Source organism: Gardnerella sp. DNF01157 (assembly GCF_049244225.1).
GTDB lineage: Bacteria > Actinomycetota > Actinomycetes > Actinomycetales > Bifidobacteriaceae > Bifidobacterium > Bifidobacterium leopoldii.
Genome location: NZ_CP058388.1, coordinates 802,953 through 823,178, shown reverse-complemented (window position 1 = coordinate 823,178; position 20,226 = coordinate 802,953). Strand labels below are relative to the sequence as shown.

Annotated in this window: 15 protein-coding genes and 1 other RNA gene; 15 read left to right on the top strand and 1 reads right to left on the bottom strand. The window is 40.1% G+C overall.

The annotated features are described in order from the left end of the window. Window positions 1-428 precede the first annotated feature (428 nt). The 15 genes from HXT38_RS03065 (at window position 429) to HXT38_RS02995 (ending at window position 19,735) form a co-directional block, all read left to right on the top strand. Window positions 429-1,064, top strand: coding sequence for a zinc ribbon domain-containing protein (locus HXT38_RS03065; RefSeq protein WP_004119400.1), 636 nt, complete (start codon window positions 429-431; stop codon window positions 1,062-1,064). Between the two features lie 189 nt (window positions 1,065-1,253). Then, window positions 1,254-2,285, top strand: coding sequence for a cation diffusion facilitator family transporter (locus HXT38_RS03060; RefSeq protein ID WP_410294523.1), 1,032 nt, complete (start codon window positions 1,254-1,256; stop codon window positions 2,283-2,285). Between the two features lie 116 nt (window positions 2,286-2,401). Continuing rightward, the gene (locus tag HXT38_RS03055) at window positions 2,402-3,310 is read left to right on the top strand and encodes a TrmH family RNA methyltransferase (protein WP_410294522.1); all 909 of its coding nucleotides are present in this window, start codon (window positions 2,402-2,404) and stop codon (window positions 3,308-3,310) included. Window positions 3,311-3,345: 35 nt separating this feature from the next. Beyond that, window positions 3,346-4,446, top strand: a complete 1,101-nt coding sequence (gene pheS / locus HXT38_RS03050) for a phenylalanine--tRNA ligase subunit alpha (RefSeq protein WP_116973279.1) — start codon at window positions 3,346-3,348, stop codon at window positions 4,444-4,446. A gap of 5 nt (window positions 4,447-4,451) precedes the next feature. Next, window positions 4,452-7,073 (top strand): phenylalanine--tRNA ligase subunit beta, encoded by a 2,622-nt coding sequence (pheT, locus tag HXT38_RS03045; RefSeq protein WP_116442693.1) that lies wholly within the window; start codon window positions 4,452-4,454, stop codon window positions 7,071-7,073. A gap of 257 nt (window positions 7,074-7,330) precedes the next feature. Next, a complete protein-coding gene (locus tag HXT38_RS03040; RefSeq protein WP_032842537.1) occupies window positions 7,331-7,870 on the top strand; it encodes an arginine repressor in 540 nt (179 codons plus the stop codon). Window positions 7,871-8,142: 272 nt separating this feature from the next. Next, window positions 8,143-9,357, top strand: coding sequence for an argininosuccinate synthase (locus tag HXT38_RS03035; RefSeq protein ID WP_116442694.1), 1,215 nt, complete (start codon window positions 8,143-8,145; stop codon window positions 9,355-9,357). Window positions 9,358-9,391: 34 nt separating this feature from the next. Next, entirely contained in the window at window positions 9,392-10,909 is a 1,518-nt protein-coding gene (argH, locus tag HXT38_RS03030) for an argininosuccinate lyase (protein ID WP_415688480.1), read from the top strand. Between the two features lie 165 nt (window positions 10,910-11,074). Beyond that, the gene (gene tyrS, locus HXT38_RS03025) at window positions 11,075-12,394 is read left to right on the top strand and encodes a tyrosine--tRNA ligase (protein WP_004119411.1); all 1,320 of its coding nucleotides are present in this window, start codon (window positions 11,075-11,077) and stop codon (window positions 12,392-12,394) included. A 154-nt stretch (window positions 12,395-12,548) separates the two neighbouring features. Continuing rightward, complete coding sequence (locus tag HXT38_RS03020) at window positions 12,549-14,156, top strand: hypothetical protein (RefSeq protein ID WP_415688481.1); 1,608 nt, start codon at window positions 12,549-12,551, stop codon at window positions 14,154-14,156. A gap of 145 nt (window positions 14,157-14,301) precedes the next feature. Further along, complete coding sequence (locus tag HXT38_RS03015) at window positions 14,302-15,402, top strand: HAD-IIA family hydrolase (RefSeq protein ID WP_415688482.1); 1,101 nt, start codon at window positions 14,302-14,304, stop codon at window positions 15,400-15,402. Further along, window positions 15,399-16,202, top strand: coding sequence for a TlyA family RNA methyltransferase (locus HXT38_RS03010; RefSeq protein ID WP_004119418.1), 804 nt, complete (start codon window positions 15,399-15,401; stop codon window positions 16,200-16,202). Before HXT38_RS03015 ends, HXT38_RS03010 begins: the two co-directional genes overlap by 4 nt. Window positions 16,203-16,299: 97 nt before the next feature. Next, window positions 16,300-17,223, top strand: coding sequence for an NAD kinase (locus HXT38_RS03005; RefSeq protein WP_112928631.1), 924 nt, complete (start codon window positions 16,300-16,302; stop codon window positions 17,221-17,223). Between the two features lie 54 nt (window positions 17,224-17,277). Then, the gene (recN, locus tag HXT38_RS03000) at window positions 17,278-19,071 is read left to right on the top strand and encodes a DNA repair protein RecN (protein WP_421791591.1); all 1,794 of its coding nucleotides are present in this window, start codon (window positions 17,278-17,280) and stop codon (window positions 19,069-19,071) included. Then, a complete protein-coding gene (locus HXT38_RS02995) occupies window positions 19,055-19,735 on the top strand; it encodes an HAD family hydrolase (RefSeq protein ID WP_004106804.1) in 681 nt (226 codons plus the stop codon). The genes recN and HXT38_RS02995 overlap by 17 nt, the downstream gene beginning before the upstream one ends. 20 nt (window positions 19,736-19,755) lie before the next feature. Here the strand turns inward: HXT38_RS02995 and rnpB are convergent. Further along, window positions 19,756-20,129: RNase P RNA component class A (rnpB, locus tag HXT38_RS02990), an RNA gene on the bottom strand. Between the last annotated feature and the right edge of the window lie 97 nt (window positions 20,130-20,226).

The following is a 20,226-nucleotide window of genomic DNA, read 5'->3' as shown; positions in this document are numbered from 1 at the left end:
GTGTTTTCCTACATGTGCTTGTTAGTCATGTTTTGTCATATTGTAGCGGAATACAATGTTTAATAATGATTAATTCTCTTGATTTATTCGTAATATTATGAAAGAATCGATGATAGATTTTGGGTACTACTAGTTTCCAGAATCCGTTGTTTTATAAATTTTATCGCGTTTACAATTTAGCCAAGTCATTATGATAACGGATAGAGTGTTGACGCGTGAGCGCTGCCCAATCTATTTGCAATCGCCACCCTGAGATAACAATTGGGGGTGGCGATTCTTTTTGACCTATAACCCACATTTGCACTTTACTTAGCATATTTGCGATTGACAATCCCGTATTTGTCTTATAGTCAGTTCGATTGTTATAATTGTTGCGAATTTGCAATGCAATAGTTGTATTGCTTAACAACTGAAGTAGAAGGTGAATTATGCTTTGTAATTTTTGCGGTAAAGAGAACGACGCAAATAGTCAAGTATGTGCTAATTGCGGAAATCGCTTAGGAAACCCAAATGTGCAGCAGACTGTTCAAAATACTCAGCAGCCAGCAAACGATACTTTAAATTCTGTTAAAGATGGCTTTAAGAATTTTAATGAGACAATAGATTCAGTAATTGAAGATTCAGATCCTGAGCTTTTACATAAGTACTCCTTGATTGCTTATATGGCAGCTTCTGTTGTTGCAATTATTGCTCCATTCTTGCCACTTATCACTGTAAATTGCTTTGGTCTCTCCAAGTCGTTTAATTTTGTAAACAATAATAACACTCCTGGCGATGGAATTTTCTATATAATTATTGCTATTGTTGCTTTAGTTTTTGCTTTTATGAATAAGTCAAAAATAATGATGATTGTTGGCGGTGTTGCTGCCGTATTTATGATTTTTGAGTTTTTCCATATTAATGGCAAGATATCTTCCCTCAAATCGCAGTTTGGCGGATTCTCGATGCTTGGATCTGTAAGTTATGGCATTGGTTTCTACTTATTCATTCTCTCTGCACTTGCTTTGCTTGGATCCTCTGTATTGTACTACCTGTGTGAAAGAGTGCTAAAAGCAGAGAAATAGCATTACTTTGTAACATGTTTTGTACAATGTTTATGCATGTTGACAGCTTGTGATTACATAGTCATAGACAAAGTAATTGATAATAGTGAACCCCGGCTTAGGCTGGGGTTCATTGCGTATACGGCAAAATGCGAATGATATTGAGAAACGATATCGCCCAAATATTTTAATATTTTAGGAGGCTGGAAAGTGCATAATCATAACGATGTAATTCAAACTAACGGCACTGGTTCACGCTCAAGCAGTGTGAATGCAAATGTCAACTCTTTCGATACTCATTACAATAACGCCAACGCAGCTTCCCAAGCAGCCGCAATTCACGCAAGTCATGCACATCAGCATCGTTTGCTTCTTACGCTTTCTCTTACTGCAACTGTGTTTTTTGCTGAGGTAATTGGTTCTTTTCTAACTAATTCTTTGTCGCTGCTTATAGACGCAGGTCATATGCTTACAGACATTTCAGTTCTTGCAGCTTCAACAGTTACTGCAATTCTTATGCGTCGTCGTCCAAATAGTAAGCGTACGTGGGGCTGGGCGCGTCTTGAGGTTATTACAGCTGCTGCGGGAGCTCTTATTTTACTGCTTGTAGGAGTGTATGCTCTTGTTGAAGCTGGAATGCGTCTTTTTGGTAGTGGTCATCAAGGCATTCATGATGTAAATCAGCTTCTATTCTTTGGTATTCTTGGCTTAGCTGCGAATTTAGGCTCTCTTGTAATTCTTATGTCTCAATCGCAAGACAATATGAATATGCGTGCTGCTTTTCTTGAGGTTATGAACGATGCTCTTGGATCTGTTGCAGTCGTAGTTTCAGCTATTGTAATGATGAGCACAGGTTGGGCAGGTTTTGATGCTTTAGCTGGCGGTATTATTGCGCTTCTTATGATTCCACGTGCGCTAAAGCTTCTTAAGAATGCTGTTAAGGTTCTTCTTGAGCAGACTCCTGAAGGTCTTGATTTAAACAAAGTTCGTGAACATCTAGAGCATGTTCCTCATGTTCTTGCAGTTCATGATTTGCACGCTAGTACTGTCTCTACTGGTATGCCGATTTTTATGGCACATGTCGTTGTGGATCCTAATATGACAATGTCTCAATGCTCTCATGTGCTTTCTCAGCTTCAGGACTGCTTACGCGAACATTTTCCTGTTTCTGTGTCTCACACTACTTTTCAACTTGAGCCTAAAGGCTATACAACTTCCAGTGCTTCAGAGCATCATGAATAGAGTTTATAAGGTTTTGCTTATTTACAAGTTTTGTTGCAATGAATGTGGCAGGTTTGCATAAATATGTGAATGTGTATTTCCTGTGTCGTAATCGTTTTTGAAGTAAAGTTATATTTATGCCGTTAAAAGAACTAATTGATAATACTCACAGTGAGCGCGTGCGCAGACTCGTTTCTTTAGGTCGCGCAAAGTCGCATGATTTGCAGCGTTTTTTAGTTGAAGGTCCGCAAAGTGTGCGCGAAGCTGTACGTTATGCCACAGATTCGTTATGTGATATTTATGTTACTAAAGATGCTTGTGAAGGTAATGAAAAGGAAAGTTCACAATTTTCTTCTTTGCGGGAAATAGTTAAAGAAGCTTTATCTCGATCTTGTTATGTTCATCCTGTTGAACCGAGTATTATGCAAAAAATTAGTGCTGATTCACAGGGAATTGTTGCGGTTGCTAATTCGAAATCTTTAGATGATATCTATTTTAGTGAGTTTAAAAATTTGCAACAATCAGCACAAGTAAAATCAAAAAACGATTTTAAGCCTCTTCGTATTGCAGCTTGCTGGCAGGTAAGAGATCCTGGCAATGCTGGTGCTATTATTCGCGTTGCAGATGTTGCTGGATGCGATGCTGTTGTTTTTGTTGATGATTGCGTAAGTCGTTGGAATTCTAAGCTTGTGCGTTCGACTGCAGGTTCACTATTTCATCTTCCTGTAGTGCAATTAAGCGTTCAAGACTGGTTCGAATGCGCTGCAAAATCAAATATTCGAATTATTGCAGCTGATATTTACGGAACTGACAAGATTAAACCTGTGCCATTTCCAAAAATTTTAGTCAATTCCGAGGTTATTAGCAGTTCTTTGGCTATTTTATTTGGCAATGAAGCTAGAGGCTTACCTAAAGAAGTATTGCAACAGGTTGATGATATTTCAATAATTCCAATATATGGAAAAGCAGAATCAATGAACCTTGCAACAAGTGCAGCAGTAATGCTTATGGGCTTGGCTATGTCGAGTCATGAGCGAAAAATATAGCTTTGGGCAATATTTTGCAATATCGTATATAAACAATGAATACGTATAACACAGATAGGAAGGGTGCTGTGACCGATAATAAGCCATTCGATATTAAAGCTGTAACTAAAGCAGTAAAAGAAGGTATTGCTAGCGTTACAGCTGCTCAAACTATGGAAGAACTGAAGGCTGTTAAAACTAAGTATGCTGGCGCACAGTCAGTGATGACTGTTGCAAGCAAAGCAATTGGTTCTTTGCCTGCAGATCAAAAGAAGGAAGTTGGCAAGGTAATGTCAACTTTGCGAGCTGATTTTGGTCGAGCTTTTGCAGAAGCTACAGAGCGAATTAAAGCCGTTGAAGAAGCTAACATGCTTTCTGCAGAGACTGTAGATATGACTCTTCCAATTAATCGTAAGCCTTTAGGTGCTCGTCATCCTATTGCTCGTATTATTGAAGATTTTGAAGACTTCTTTGTGTCTATGGGTTGGCAGATTTCTGCGGGTCCAGAAGTTGAAACTGAATGGTTTGATTTCGATGCATTGAACTTTGGACCGGATCATCCTGCGCGTCAAATGCAAGATACTTTCTACGTTCAAGGAAATCAAGCTAAGGATGCCGCAGGCTTTGTTGGTTCAAATATGGTTTTGCGCACGCAAACTTCTTCTGATCAAGTACGTGCGTTAATTGAGCGTGGAGTTCCTCTGTATATTGCTTCTCCTGGTAGAGTGTTCCGCACTGATGAACTGGATGCAACGCATACTCCAGTTTTCCATCAATGTGAAGCTTTGGCTGTGGATAAGCATTTAACAATGGCTGATTTAAAGGGTGTTCTCGATCGTTTGGCTGTTGCTATGTTTGGTCCAGATGCAAAGAGCCGTTTGCGACCAAGCTACTTCCCATTTACTGAGCCTAGTGCTGAGCTGGATCTTTGGTTCCCGGATAAAAAGGGCGGTCCAGGCTGGATTGAATGGGGCGGATGCGGAATGGTGAATCCTAATGTCCTTAAATCTGCTGGTTTAGATCCAGAAGTTTATACTGGTTTTGCTTTCGGAGTAGGTTTGGAGCGAACTTTGCTACTTCGACATGACATTAACGATATGCATGATTTGGTTGAAGGCGATAAGCGCTTCAGTGAACAGTTTGTGATGGGGGAGTAAAACTCATGCCAATGGTAGATATTGACTGGCTTAAAGATCATGTTGAAGTGCCAGAAGGTTTAACATACGAACAGCTTGCTAAAGATTTAGTTCGTGTTGGTTTAGAGGAAGAAGAGATTCACACTTCTCAAGTTACCGGTCCAATTGTTGTCGGTTACGTAGTTGACGCAACTCCTGAACCGCAGAAAAATGGCAAAACTATTAATTGGTGCCATGTTGATGTCGGAGATAAATACAACGATGTTGACGAAAACGGTAAAAAAGTTCCTCGTGGCATTATTTGCGGTGCTCCTAATATGGCTGCTGGTGAAAAGGTTGTTGTAACTCTTCCTGGTGCTGTTCTGCCTGGAGATTTTAAGATTGAGCCGCGCAAGACTTACGGTCATATTTCTGACGGTATGTGTGCTTCAGAGCGTGAGCTTGGTTTGGGAGATAGCCACAATGGCATTATTTTGTTGCGTGAATATGGCTTTTCTAAGGCTGAATATGATGAGTTGAAGCCTGGCGATGATGTAATGGAGTTGTTGCATCTTAATAAGCCGATTTTGGAGATTAATATAACGCCTGATCGTGGTTATGCTTTCTCTTATCGTGGTGTTGCTCGCGAATATCATCATTCAACTGGTGCTGTTTATACGGATCCTGTTTCAAAGTTGAATGAGCAGGTATCGCAAATTAATGATGAAGGTCACAAGACTTCAGATATTGACGTGAGCATTGAAGATACTAATCCAATTCATGGTGTACCTGGTTGTGATCGATATTATGCGCGTGCTGTACATGGTTTTGACTCCACTTGTGCAAGCCCACGTTGGATGCAGCGTCGTTTAACGCGTGCAGGTATGCGCAGCATCTCTCTTGCTGTTGATATCACTAATTATGTCATGCTTGATTTGGGTCAACCTCTTCATGCTTATGATTTGGACAAAATTGAAGGTCCAATTGTAGTTCGCCGTGCACATGAGGGCGAACATCTTACGACTTTGGATGGCAAAGATCATGAATTGCATGTTGAGGATTTAGTTATTTGCGATTCTCCTCATGGAAACCACGGTTCACGCGTGCTTGGCTTAGCAGGTGTTATGGGAGGCATGTACGGCGAAGTTACGAGTGAAACGAAAAATATTTTGATTGAGGCAGCTCACTTTGATCCTGTTTCAATTGCTCGCACTGCTAGACGACATAAGATTCCTTCTGAGGCTTCTCGTCGTTTTGAACGTGGCGTTGATACTCAATTGCAGCCAGCAGCTGCGCAAATGGCTGCGAATCTTTTGGAACAGTTTGGTGGAGCTAAGCCATCTACATCGCCGTGTGATGTTAATAATACTCAGTCGCGAAATGTGATTGTGTTTAAAGCTAATGAAGTGCAGCGAGTTGCTGGTTTGGAAGTTGATTTGAATCGCATTAGCGATATTCTTACCGATATTGGTTGCTCTGTTGCTGGTGGTGGCAATGGATCCTTCTCCGTTCTTCCTCCAACTTGGCGTCCTGATTTGAATGAGCCTTGCGATCTAGTAGAAGAAATCGCTCGACTTATTGGATATGATGAGATTCCTGTTAAGGTTCCTGCAGTTCCTGTTACTGGTCGAACCGGTTTAACCACGCAACAGCAAACTAGGCGAGCTATTGCTTATGAGTTAGCAGAAACTGGTTTTGTTGAATCTTTAAGTTATCCATTTGTTGGTGAAGAAGACATTAAGGCTTTCCGCCAAAATGTGGACGAAGTTGCTGAAGTAAGTGTTCGTATTGCTAATCCTTTGGCTGGAGACAGACCTTGGCTTCGTCGTTCTGTTTTGATGACTTTGGCTGGCACTGTTCGACGCAATCTTCATCGTGGTTTAACAGATATTTCCATGTATGAGCTTGGTCATGTGTACTTTAGCGATCCAAATGCTCCTGCAATTCCTGCATTACCTGGTTCTGTTAGACCTTCTAATGCTGAACTTGCTGCGCTGGATGCTGGATTACCGGAACAACCTTTGCATGTTGCTGCTTTGCTAACTGGTCATGCTGAAGAAACTGGTTGGCTTGGTACTCATAGAGATGTCGATTGGAGTGATGCTGTTGAAGCACTCCAGCGAGTTGGTAAGAGAATTGGTGTTAAGTTCATTCTCGAACAGTTTAAAGCTCAAGATGCTCCATCTTCTTGGCATCCTGGTCGTAGTGCTCAAGTTTGTGTTCTTGCTGAAGATGGTTCAAGCGTCAATCTCGGTGTTGTTGGCGAATTGCATCCGCATGTTTGTGAAGCATTAGATTTGCCTAAGCATTCTGCAGCATTCGAGCTTGATCTAACTGAATTGTTTAAGAATATGCTTATGAAGCCTGTTCAAGCTAAACCAATTTCAACTTTCCCTCCTGTAAAGCAAGATTTTGCTTTCACTGCACCAATTGAGTTGAAGGCGAATGAATTGCAGTCTGCTATTGAAAAGTCTGCTGGAGATTTGCTTGAATCTGTTGAGTTGTTCGATGTGTATGAGGGTGAACAGCTTGGAGAAGGCTTGCGTTCTCTTGCTTATTCTGTAACGTTCCGAGCAAATGATAGAACGCTTTCTGGCGAAGAGATGGAAGAAGTTCGTAAGAAGATTACGGATGCTGCTGAAGTCTTGCACGCAACTTTGCGAGTGTAAAATATAATATATTTTAATTAATGCGATTGTGCATACGTTCTAATAATAGTATGCATAATCGCATTTATTGCATTATTGACTCTTTTTTCTTTTTATGTAAAGTAACATTCATTTTTTAATGAGAATCTAGCGTTTTCATGCATAATAGATATGTGTGACGAAGAACACATAAATAATTTTTTATGCATGTAGATATGTATACACATATTCGTATATATTTAATTGAAAATATGTTTATGAAAGGTTTTGATAAAACTATGATGAATCCAGAAACGGATGCAGAATCAAATAACGAAGTGTCAATAAAACAGCAACGTCCTGCAACAAAAGCAGCGCGTTTAAACGCTATTGAACAAGCGTTACTGGCAGAAGTGATTACTTCTCAATCTCAACTCGCTAAAGTGTTGGCGCGTCATGGTTTTAATGTTACTCAAGCTACTTTGAGCCGAGATTTAGATGAGTTAAATGCCGTTAAAATTCGATTGACGGATGGCAGGATTGCGTATGTGCTTGGCGATGGTACTGGCAATCGTCATGCTATGGATACTGTGCGAATTGATCAGCAAGTTGCTCGCACTTTAGCAGGTCTTGTCACTGAAGTTGGGCATGCAAATAATATTGTTGTTATTCACACTCCATCCGGCGCTGCACAATACGTTGCAAGTGTTATAGATCGTCAGCCTTTGAAAGGTATTTTAGGATCAGTTGCTGGAGATGATACTGTTATTATGGTTTGTGTTTCAAATGAAGAAGCTGAAAATCGAGCAAATTGGATGCTTTCAGTAGCTTCTCGTTAAACAATTTATTAAGAAATATTGTGGCTATTTAAATAAATATTATATTAGAAAAATTTGCAGTAACGAAAAGAATTTATACGCGTGCAGTGCATTGCTGAGCTGCGCGCGTTTTTATATGTATAACTATAATTGATATATTTTTTATATTTTATAATAACTCTTCAAAGATGATAAAAATATAATAATTTTTTAGCGCATCTGTTGATTTTATTTTATATGTATAATATGCTCTTTATTGTTTATTTATTCAATACATGACCTGGGAGGTCACTATGACTAATAAAAAACGTATTGTCTTGGCGTATTCAGGTGGCCTCGATACTTCTGTAGCAATTCCATACCTTAAAGAGCAAACAGGTCAAGACGTTGTAGCTGTGTCACTAAACGTTGGTCAGGGCGGTGAAGCGCTTGAAGTAATTAAAAATCGTGCTTTGGCTTGTGGTGCAGTTGAAGCATATGTTGTCGATGCTCGCGAAGAATTCGCAGATAACTATTGCATGCTTGCATTAAAAGCTAACGCAATGTATGAAGACGTGTATCCATTGGTTTCTGCTCTTTCTAGGCCTTTGATTACTCGACACTTAGTGAATGCAGCTCATCAATTTGATGCAGACACAATTGCGCACGGTTGCACAGGTAAAGGAAACGATCAGGTTCGTTTTGAAGTTGCAATCCAATCTTTGGATCCAGAATTAAAAGCTATTAGCCCAATTCGAGACTTGTCACTTACTCGTGATGTTGAAATAGAGTTCGCTAACAAGCATAAGCTTCCAATTGAACAGAGCAAGAAAAGCCCATATTCGATCGACCAAAACGTGTGGGGTCGTGCAATTGAAACCGGTTTCCTAGAAGATCCATGGAATGCTCCGACTGAAGAGTGCTACTCTTATACGCAAAATCCTCTTGAATCTCAAGAACCGGATGAAGTTACAATTACTTTTGAAGAAGGTATTCCAGTCGCAATTGACGGTCATAGCGTAACGCCTTTGCAAGCAATTGAAGAAATGAATGCAAGAGCTGGAGCGCAAGGAATTGGACGAATCGATATTATTGAAGATCGTCTTGTAGGAATTAAATCTCGCGAATTGTACGAAGTTCCAGGTGCTCAAGCTTTAATTGTTGCACACCAAGAGCTTGAAAATTGCTGCCTGGAGCGTGAGCAGCACAGGTTAAAGCGTGCTCTTGATAAAAAGTGGGCTGAATTTGTCTATGATGGTCAGTGGTTCTCTCCAGTTGTGCGTTCTCTTAACGCATTTATTAATGAAACTCAAGAGCATGTTTCTGGAGAAATTCGAATGACTATGTATGCTGGCAAAGCTGTAGTTACTGGACGCCGTTCTGATGAATCATTGTATGACTTTAATTTAGCAACATATGATTCTTCAGATACATTTGATCAGCGTGCTTCCAATGGATTCATTGAAATCTACGGATTGTCTAGCAAGGTTGCAGCAGCAAGAGATATGCGCGTTGCAAACAACAACTAATACGATATATAAAAAGATATAAAGGTAATAAACTATGCACGATGCAACAAAAGCAGCAGCCGCAGAACTAGAAAATAATGAAACTAATAATACTAATCACCCTATTGCATTGTGGGGTGGACGATTTAGTTCAGGTCCTTCAGCAGAGCTAGCGAAACTAAGCAAGTCCACACAATTTGATTGGCGATTAGCGGATGATGATATTGCTGGTTCTAGAGCTCATGCGCATGCGTTGCATCGTGCAGGTCTTCTTAACGAAAAAGAGTATGCTGATTTATCTTGTGCATTAGATGAATTGCAAAAGCATGTAGATGACGGAACTTTCGCACCCATTGAGGAAGATGAAGATGAAGCTACAGCGTTAGAGCGCGGTTTACTTGAAATTGCTGGAAATGAGCTTGGCGGAAAGCTTCGTGCAGGTCGCTCTAGAAATGATCAAATTGCAGCTTTAATACGTATGTTTTTGCGTAGGCATGCGCGCATTATTGCATCATTATTGTTGTCAGTTTGCCAAGCGTTGCTGAATCAATCAAAAAATGCAAAAGACGCGGTGATGCCGGGTCGCACTCATATGCAACATGCTCAACCAATTTTGCTTGCGCATCAGTTAATGGCACATGTTTGGCCGCTTTTACGAGATGTAAATCGCTTCATAGATTGGGATTTGCGTGCAGATGAAAGCCCTTATGGAGCAGGCGCTTTGGCAGGCAATACTCTTGGTCTTAATCCAGAAGAAGTAGCTAAAGAGCTTGGTTTTTCAAAAGTTTGCGCTAATTCTATAGACGCAACTGCAAGTAGAGACTTAGTTGCAGAATTTTCATTCATTGCAGCAATGGTTGGCGTTGATATATCACGATTAAGTGAAGAAATTATTATTTGGAATACTCAAGAATTTGCATTTGTTCGTTTAGATGATGCTTATTCAACTGGCTCATCGATTATGCCTCAAAAAAAGAATCCAGATATTGCAGAACTTGCTCGCGGTAAAGCTGGTAGATTAATAGGCGATTTAACTGGTTTAATGGCAACTCTTAAAGGTCTTCCTACTGCTTATGCTCGCGATTTGCAGGAAGATAAAGAAGCTGTTTTTGATCAAATTGACACTTTAGAAGTGATGCTTCCAGCTTTTGCTGGAATGGTAGAAACTATGAAATTTGATCTAAATAGACTTTATGAACAGTCTTCTACTGGTTTCGCTCTTGCTACAGATATTGCAGAATGGCTTGTAAAAATGGGTGTTCCATTCCGTAATGCTCATACTTTGTCTGGTTTGTGTGTAAAGCGAGCTGAGGAAATTGGGGGAGATCTTGCTGATTTAAGCGATGATGATTTTTCAAATATTCTAAGCGGTTTTGTTGATAGCGAAGAAATTGCGAATATTAGAACAATATTGACTAGTGCTGGATCTGTGTCTGCCAGATGCGGTCGTGGCGGTACAGCCTTCGTGCGAGTTAAAGAGCAAATTGTAGAGGCTGAAAACGCAATGGATAATTATTATAAATTTGCAAATTCGAAAAGCGATGGTTCTGCTTATATTTCGTCTATAAAATAATTTTAAAATTAGATTATTAGCTGTAACGTTATAGTGCCAAGTATCGTACGTTATGATATTTGGCACTTTTTATTATGCGTGTCGTCATGTGCTGCAAAAATTGAAAGGCTTGTGGACGCGCAAAGCGCCCGATATTTATCGGTATTCTGTATTAAGGAGATACGAATGGCTCAGGTCAGGAACTACAAGGAAGCAGGTTTTGCTTCTTTGTTTGAAGAGCTTAAGTGGCGTGGATTAATTTCACAATCTACTGATGAGCAGCAACTTGCTCAAGCGCTTGACGGAGAACCATTAACGTATTATTGCGGTTACGATCCTACTGCTGCTTCATTGCATATTGGTAATCTTGTGCAGCTCATTAATATGCGCCACTTGCAGGCTGCAGGTCACCATCCTATTGCTTTAGTTGGTGGTGCCACTGGTTTGATTGGTGACCCTCGTCAAAGCGGAGAACGCACTCTTAATTCTAAAGATATTGTGGCTGGCTGGGCTGAACGTTTGCGTAAGCAGATTGGCAGAATTTTGCCTCTTGATGGTGAAAATCCTGTTCGTTTTGTCAGCAATTACGACTGGGTTTCTAAGATGTCTGCTATCGACTTCTTGCGTGATGTTGGTAAGAATTTCCGTGTTGGCACAATGCTTTCTAAGGATATTGTTGCTCGTCGCTTAAATTCCGATGAAGGTATTTCTTTTGCTGAGTTTAGCTATCAAGTTTTGCAAGGCAACGACTTCTTGTACTTGTTTGATAATTACAACGTAACTTTGCAACTTGGTGGTTCGGATCAGTGGGGTAATCTCACTTCCGGCATGGATTTGATTCGTAAGGTTCGTGGCGCATCCGTAAATGTGTTTACTAGCCCAATTATTACAGATAATCAAGGTCGTAAGTTTGGTAAGTCAGAAGGTAACGCCATGTGGCTTGATCCTTCTATGCTTAGTCCTTATCGCTTCTACCAGTTCTGGTTCAATCAGCCTGATGATGAAGTTGTTAAGTTGCTTAAAGTGTTCACTTTCTTGCCAAAAGATGAAATTGAGCGTTTGGCTCAGCAAATTCAGGATGATCCTGGAAGTCGTGAAGCTCAGCGCGTGCTTGCGTGGGAAGTTACAAGTTTCGTTCACGGTGAAGATTTAACGAACCAGGCTATTGAAGCTTCTTCCGCTTTGTTTGGACGTGGTGATCTTTGCAATATTGATGAGCAGACTCTTGAAGCTGCTCTAGATGGCGTTAAGGTTAAGGCTGAAGACGGTAGTTTAGATTTCGCTAAGGCTAAAGTTGCAGATCGTGTTGTTGAGGCTGCAGTTGCCGCAGGTCTATTCCGCACTGTTTCCGAAGCTCGTCGCGCTATTGAAGCAGGCGGTTTGTATCTAAATAATGAACGTGTAAGTGGTGTCGACGATGTGTTAAGTGAGGGCTCTTTCTTGCACGGTCGTTTCGCTTTGCTTCGCCGCGGCAAGAAAGCTATCGGTGCCGTAGAGCGCGCTTAATAAATGTTTGTGATTTATTAAAAAATACATCTGTTGTAAGCTTGCTGCTTGATGTATGCTATAGCTTGCTTACAGCAGATGTTTAGTTGTTTTATGAATATAATTAAAATGTGATTTTGTAATAAAATTGCACATAGATGAGAGGTATGCCAGAATGGGCGAAGAACGCGAACACTCGCGGAGTGGTAAGAAATCTTTTGGTGAACGTGGCGGATTTGGTCATCGCAATGGTAGTAAAAGTAGCGAGCGTCGCGGCGGTTTCCATAAAGATGGTTTCCATAAAGGCGGTTTTAAGAAGGGTGGTTTCCGCCGTAATGATGATGACCGTGAAGAGAGCTTCCGCTCTGGCGTAAAGCGTGATGGTGATCATCGTTTTAACCGTCATGACGATCGTAAAGATGACCGTCGCGGTGGTTTTAAGAAGAATGGTTTTAAGAAGGACGGATTCCGCTCAGAGAATCGCGATAATGATCGTCGCTTTGATCGTAACCGTCATTTTGATCGTATAGATGATCGTCGCTCTAGAGATTTTGAACATTCTGGTGAAGAAGGTGGCAACCCACGCTACAAGAAGTTTGATGGTGAGCATCGTTTTAACCATCGTGACGATCGCAGGGATAATCGTCGTGAGAACCATCGCAATGGCGATTTCCATAAAGATTTCCATAAAGGCTCTAAGGGTGGCTTCCGTGATGATCGCAGAGACGATCGTCGCGATGAGCGCAGAGATAATGAGCGTCGTTTTGATCGTCGTGACAATCGTATAGATGACCGTCGCACAAATTCGCGTAGTAACTTCCGCTTTGAAGATGGTCCACGCCGCAATTCTGACGGAACTGTTTCTTATCCATCTCAAAATCCTTATACAGCACGCCGCCCTGGTGAGCCTAAGATGCCAAAAGGTTTGGAATGGGCAATGCTTTCTAAAGAAGATCGCGAGCGTTTGCGCGGTCTTTCAAAAGAGCATGCTGAAAATATTGGTCTTCATATTCTTGCAGCCTATACTTTGCAAGAAGAAAATCCTGAACTTGCATTAGAACATGCAAAGTGGGCTGCTAAGCAAGCTTCTCGTATTGATTTTGCTCGCGAAACTTTAGCTTTTGTGGCCTATCGTCAGGGCGATTACAAGCTTGCTTCTAAGGAATTCCGCACTGCAATGCGAATGAATGGCTACCTTGATTATTTGCCATTTATTGCCGATTGCGAGCGCGGTATGGGAAATCTAGATAAGGCTTTAGAAATTTGCATGTCAGATGAAGCAAAAACCTTAAGAGGAGAAGTAAAAGCCGAAATGTTCCTCGTTTATGCAGGCGTTTTGGCTGATACTGGTCATGCTGATAAGGCTATTGAATTGGTTCATGCAATGGGTCGTTCAAAGGGTCTTCCTGGGGAGTATCGTATGCGTGCAGTTCAAGCAGAACAATACTTCTTGGAAGAAGCCGGTCGTAGTGACGAAGCAATTGAATTAGAGTCTTTGCTTGATAAGCTTGAGCAACAGTATGCAGATGTTGATGACGAAGATATAAATCCTGATGATATTGTTATCGACTATGATTTAGAGCATTTGAATGATGACATGATGGATGAAATTGGCATGAGTGAAGATGATGCTCAATTTGCTCCTGATGAAGAATCTGATGAAGAATCTGAAGTAACTGAAGATTCTGAAGATTTAGAAGACTCAGAAGAGACAAGTAACTCTGAGAATGCGGATAATACGGATACTATCGAGATGAGTGCTGTTCACGCTGACGAAGAGTAGTTCGTAACATTTGAATATTTGCGCCCGGCTGCTTTTAAGTAAGCCAGGCACTTGCTGCTTTAAGAGTTGATATTTATAAAATAGGCTTAATAAAATTTGAATCTAAATTAAGTGCAGTGTTTAGCAAACTTAAATGAGGTATAGTATGCAAGTTGAAACGAAAAAGAATTTTTCTTCATGTAATCGTCCGTTAAGCGATGCATTTCGTCTAGCACTGCTTGATTTAGATGGTGTTGTATATCGTGGTGGAAATGCTGTTGAATATGCGTCTGATTCCATTTTGTTTGCGCAAAAAAATGGAATGGCAATTGAATACACAACTAATAATTCTTCGCGTTTCCAATCTGTTGTTGCAAAACAACTGGAAAGTTTTGGCTTAAAAGTAGAACCATGGCAGATTATAACGTCTTCTGTTGTTGCAGCAAGAATGGTAGCTCGCAATGTTGAGAAAGGATCTAAAGTTCTTGTTCTCGGCGCTGAACATTTGCGTCAAGAAGTGCAACGCGTAGGATTACAACTAGTAGATTCGTGCGAAGATAACCCTAAAGCTGTTATTCAAGGCTGGTATCCTCAAATGACTTGGCAAGAAATGGCGGAAGTTTCTTTCGCTGTTGAGCATGGTGCAAAATATTTCGTTACTAACCGCGACTTAACTATTCCAAGAGAGCATGGTATTGCTCCTGGATGCGGTTCCATGATTCAAGCTGTTATTAATGCTACGGGTGTGGAGCCTATTTCGTCTGCTGGAAAACCAGAATCTGCAATGTATGATGAAGCAAGGTTTTTGGTTGCTGCTAATGCTAAGCATGATGATTCTGAATGTGAAGAATACACTGAAAAAGACGAGTATGGGAATCCTGTAATTAGTATTGAGCATTCATTAGCAGTTGGAGATCGTTTAGATACTGATATTGAGGCTGGGACAAGAGGAGGCTATGCTTCTCTGCTTGTTCTTACTGGAGTTACAGATCCTTGCATGCTTATGCTTGCACCAAAACATTTGCGTCCAAGTTTTGTTTCTAAAGACTTGCGAGGATTAAACGAATCTCATAATGCTCCTGAACGCGTTAACGGTACTACTTTTACTTGTGAAGATGCTATAGCAAGAGTTGTGAATAATAATATTATTGAAGTTAATAACACCAACGATTGCAATGCTTTGAGAGCTGCTTGTGCGCTGGCATGGAGTTTGCAAGATTGCGGTGAAAATATGGAAAATTATACTCTTCCGGAGTTTTCCTTATGACTGTGAATGAGGATTTAAGTAAACTTTCAAATAACAATATTTCACAACGTTTAGATTGTGCTTTGGTTAGTCGTGGTTTAGCAGAAAGTAGGACAACTGCTCAGCGTTTAATTCATGCTGGCGTAGTGAGTGTTGACAATCGAAATATTACAAAATCCTCATTTTTAGTAAACAATTCACATGCAATAACAATCGATGAATCAAAAAATACGCAATCTTGTATTAGATACGTTTCTCGCGGAGCGCTTAAGTTAGAAGGTGCTTTCGAAGCGTTTTCTAAAAATGGTTTAACTACTTCCAAATCAACTAAAGCTCTAGATATAGGTGCATCAACGGGCGGTTTTTGCGACGTTCTTTTGCAAAGAGGCGTTCATTCTGTAATAGCTTTAGATGTTGGTCATGGTCAATTGCATCCAAAAATAGCTAACAATTCACATGTAATTGAAATGAGCGGTGTAAATATTCGAAATGTGTACGAAGAAAACTTGCCATATAAGCCAAATCTTATAGTTTCTGACGTTTCTTTTATTTCTCTAACGCTTGTTATTCCAGTAATTTCTAGAATAGCTCAATTGCATGCAGATATTGTGCTTTTAGTTAAGCCGCAATTTGAAGTAGGAAAAGGAAACCTTGGAAAAGGTGGAATAGTAACTGACGAAACTTTAAAAATTAAAGCTTTAGAAACAATAAAAAGTTGTGCAAATCAAAACGGTCTAAAGGTTATCTCCTCTTGTGAATCTCCTATTGAAGGAACACATGGCAATACGGAGTATCTTCTTTATGCGCGTTACGAGAAATAAGAAATAAGTTAATCATTGAATGTTTAACATTTTTCAATATGTATCCTAACAATTACAATAGTAGTAGTTGTGTTTAAACAGTACGAAGGGGCTGTATATGCAGGAACATTTCGATACTAATTCCGCTTCGGCGGCTCGTCGTGCTCTTGTAGTTACTCACGCTAGGATTGATGTTCACAGTAATGTGGTAAATCAAGTCAAGACTCAACTTATTAAAGCTGGATTCGTTGTTGACGTATTCAACAGTGCTTCTGTGTCTGATTTTGCTAAAAAAACTACTCGTATAGTTGACGAAAATACAGAAATAGTTGTGGTGCTAGGGGGAGATGGCACCATGCTTCAGGCTGCTGAGTTAGTGCATTGTACTACTGTTCCAATTATCGGCATAAATCTTGGCCATGTTGGTTTTTTGGCAGAATTTGAAAGTTTTCAAATTAATGATGCTATTCGTAGGATTGCAAACAAGGATTACACTATTGACAGGAGAATGGAAGCTCATGTAGATGTGTGGCTTCCTGGCGAAAGCGAGCCTTTAAGTGATTGGGCGTTGAACGATATAACTCTTGATCGCGAAGACAGAGGTCGAATGGTAGAACTTTCAATACGAGTAGACGATGTTGAAATGTCATCTTTTGGTTGCGATGGTGTAATAGTTTCAACTCCTACTGGTTCTACAGCTTACGCATTTTCAGCAGGTGGATCAATTATGTGGCCAAATGTAGAAGCATTGCAATTAGTGCCATTAGCTGCTCATGCTCTTTTTGCGCGTCCTCTAATTATTGGTGCCGGTTCTACTTTTACTATTGACATTCTTAATGAATCGTCTTCTGGAGGTTGGATTTGTTGCGACGGTAGAAGACAGCGTGCGCTCCCTCAGGGATCAAGGATTCAAGTTCGTCAATCAAAAGATGAGCTATTATTAGCTAGACTTTCTGGCGCTCCTTTTACGAAGCGTTTAGTTACAAAATTTGATTTGCCAATAGTTGGATGGCGTGAGCACAATAATAATTCTTTAAAATGAATTATTTAAGTAGAAAATAATATTAAATATAGCATTTATAAAACGAGGTACAGCGTGCTTGAAGAGTTAGAAATACGTAATCTTGGGCCAATTTCACATGCGCTTATTACTCCTTCGTCTCACATGACAGCTATTACGGGCGAAACAGGTGCCGGAAAGTCAATGCTTTTAAGTGCTATCAAGCTTATTTCTGGATCGAAAGCAGAAGTTGCAAGGATTTCTCCAAATGCTAAAGAAGCGTGGGTCCAAGGCATATTTAGTATTCCTAAAACAAGTGAATTAGTAGATGCTGTTGGCAAATCCGGTATTGAATTAGAGCCTTCAGAAAATGACGAAAATAAATCAGATATGTATGTTTCTAGAACAGTACCACAAGAAGGTCGTTCAAGAGCAACAATTTCTGGTTTCGCAGTACCAAAAACAGTTCTTGAACAAGTATGTTCTCGATTGATAGTGATTCATGGACAAAGTGACCAATTACGCATAGCAACAAATTCAAAACAACGCGAATTGCTTGATACTGTATCTAAAAATAGTGAATTACTTAAGCAATACGCATGTGCGTATCAAGCGTGGAAAGATGCTAAAGAAACATGTAACCGACTAGAAAATCAAGCGTCTTCTTCACGGCAACGTGCAGATTACCTTAGAGAATCATTAGCGCGAATACGAGATGTGAATCCTCTCCCTAATGAAGATAAGGAATTGCGCGCAAAAAGAGAAAGAATTGAGAATTCTGCTCAAATTGTCAAAGCAGTGAGCATTGCGCTCGCATCCCTTGATTCCAGTCAAATAGATTATGGTGCTTCAGAATCATCTGAAGATGCTTGTTTTCTTGTAGATAAAGCTTCTCAAGCATTACGAAATATTCGTGTAGATGATTCTTTCAATTCTATTGCAAATCAACTTGACGATATTCATGCTCAACTTGACGATATTGTAATGCAGCTTGCTCAACAGTTGGATATTGATGTAAGTGAAAAAGATTTAGATGATTTAAATTCTCGTATTCATGATCTTACTGATTTAACTCGTAGGTGGGGGCCAACATTAGATGATGTACTTGATTGGTCCGAAAAAGCTCAGTTTGAACTTGAAGATTTAGATGATTCTCCTGAAGCTATTGCCAAAGCGCGTGCTAAATGTGCTCAACGATATGATGATGCTCTTAAACTTGCTGAAGAATTATATAAAACTCGTTTAAATGCAGCTCATGATTTTGGCACTTTAGTTAGTGAAGAATTAAACTCTTTGGCTATGCCAGGTGCTCAATTAATTATCACTGTAAATAAGCGTTGCGAAGATTTATCTGGTTCTATTCCGCTTGATGCTAACGGATGTGATGATGTAGAGTTTTTGTTCCGACCATTTCCTGCTTCTTCAGATTTGCCGATGAGCAAAAGTGCTTCTGGTGGTGAATTAAGTAGGCTTATGCTTGCAATTGAGCTTGTTATTGCGAAGTTGACAGATTGCGACGAAGAAAATATGACATTTATTTTCGACGAAGTAGATTCTGGTGTTGGTGGTGTTGCGGCAGTAGAGCTAGGTAAACGTTTGGCTCAACTTTCTAAACATGCTCAAGTTATTGTTGTTACTCATTTAGCTCAGGTTGCTTCTTTTGCAGATGTACAATTTGCAGTACAAAAAAATCTTGTTGAAAATGGCGATAATAGCGAGAATAGCTCTTTTGCTAAAGTTGCAAATACTTCTGTTATTGAGCTTAATGATTTGATGCGTGAACAAGAGATTGCTAGGATGCTTGATGGAAGTGAATCAAAAACTTCACTAGAACATGCTCGTGAACTATTGAATGCAAGTAGGAAGATCATTGATGGATTTACAAAATAATTCGTCTATTGTTGCAGCGATTTTTGATTTTGACGGCACATTACTTGATTCTTTAAGCGTTTGGGATGATATTGATCGAGTAAGTTTTGCGAAACGTGGTATGAGCGTTCCCTCAATCTTTGCTAGTACAACTGCAACAATGAATCCTAGACAAATTGCAGAATATGTTATTAAAAATTACGGGTTCACTGATGCTCCTGAAGCTTTGATGAAGGAGTGGTCAGATATGGCTTTTGACGCTTATGCTAATCATCTTCCGCTAAGAAAAGGCGCGTATGAATATGTGCATTATTTGCATTCTAATGGTGTAAAGCTTTTTCTTGCCACAACCCTTTCTAAACGCTTGTGTATTCCAGCTTTAAAAAGAGTTGGTATTTTTGATTGTTTTGATTTTCTTCATTTTGGAGAAGATTTATCTGAAAAAGGTAAGCATAGTCCTAAAACTTATATCGATATAGCTAATCAACTTAAAGCAGATCCAGCTAAATGTGTAGTTTTTGAAGATTCTGCTACAGCTTTATGTTCAGCTCAGCAAGCTGGTATGCAAACATGCGGAGTAGTTGATAATTCAAACGTAAAAATTGATTTAGATTCGTCGTTTAATAAGTGTTTAGCAGTATTCTCTGATTTTTCTTTCGCTCCAAAAATCAGCGATATAAGTTGAAAATATGCTATTTGGTTGAGTTGATGAGGTTTCACATACCCCGGGTTTTGTCGCATACACAAGTGCATGCGGATGGCCATCCATCTCGATTTGACGTTACCGCCAAACTCTAGCAGTCTACCCGAAGACTTGAGCGAGCAGCTCTAAAGCGTCTTCTGCTTGACCTTGCTCCCAATGAGGCTTGCCATGCGGCTTACTGTTGCCAGAAGCCCGGTGGTCTCTTACGCCGCCGTTTCACCCTTACCCGAACGAAACGCTCAGGCGGTCTATTCTCTGTTGCGCTATCTCTCAGGTCGCCCTGGGCGGACGTTATCCGCCATTGTGCTCTGTGGAGCCCGGAAGTTCCTCAGTCACTCCGAATGAACATTGTGACCGCGGCCATCGTGAAACCTCAACCTTCCTAATTATAGCAGATAATATTAATATCGTAAAAAATTCGTTATTTTATAAGAAATTCCGTAATAAAAGGAGTGTTCAGTAAGGGATTAAAA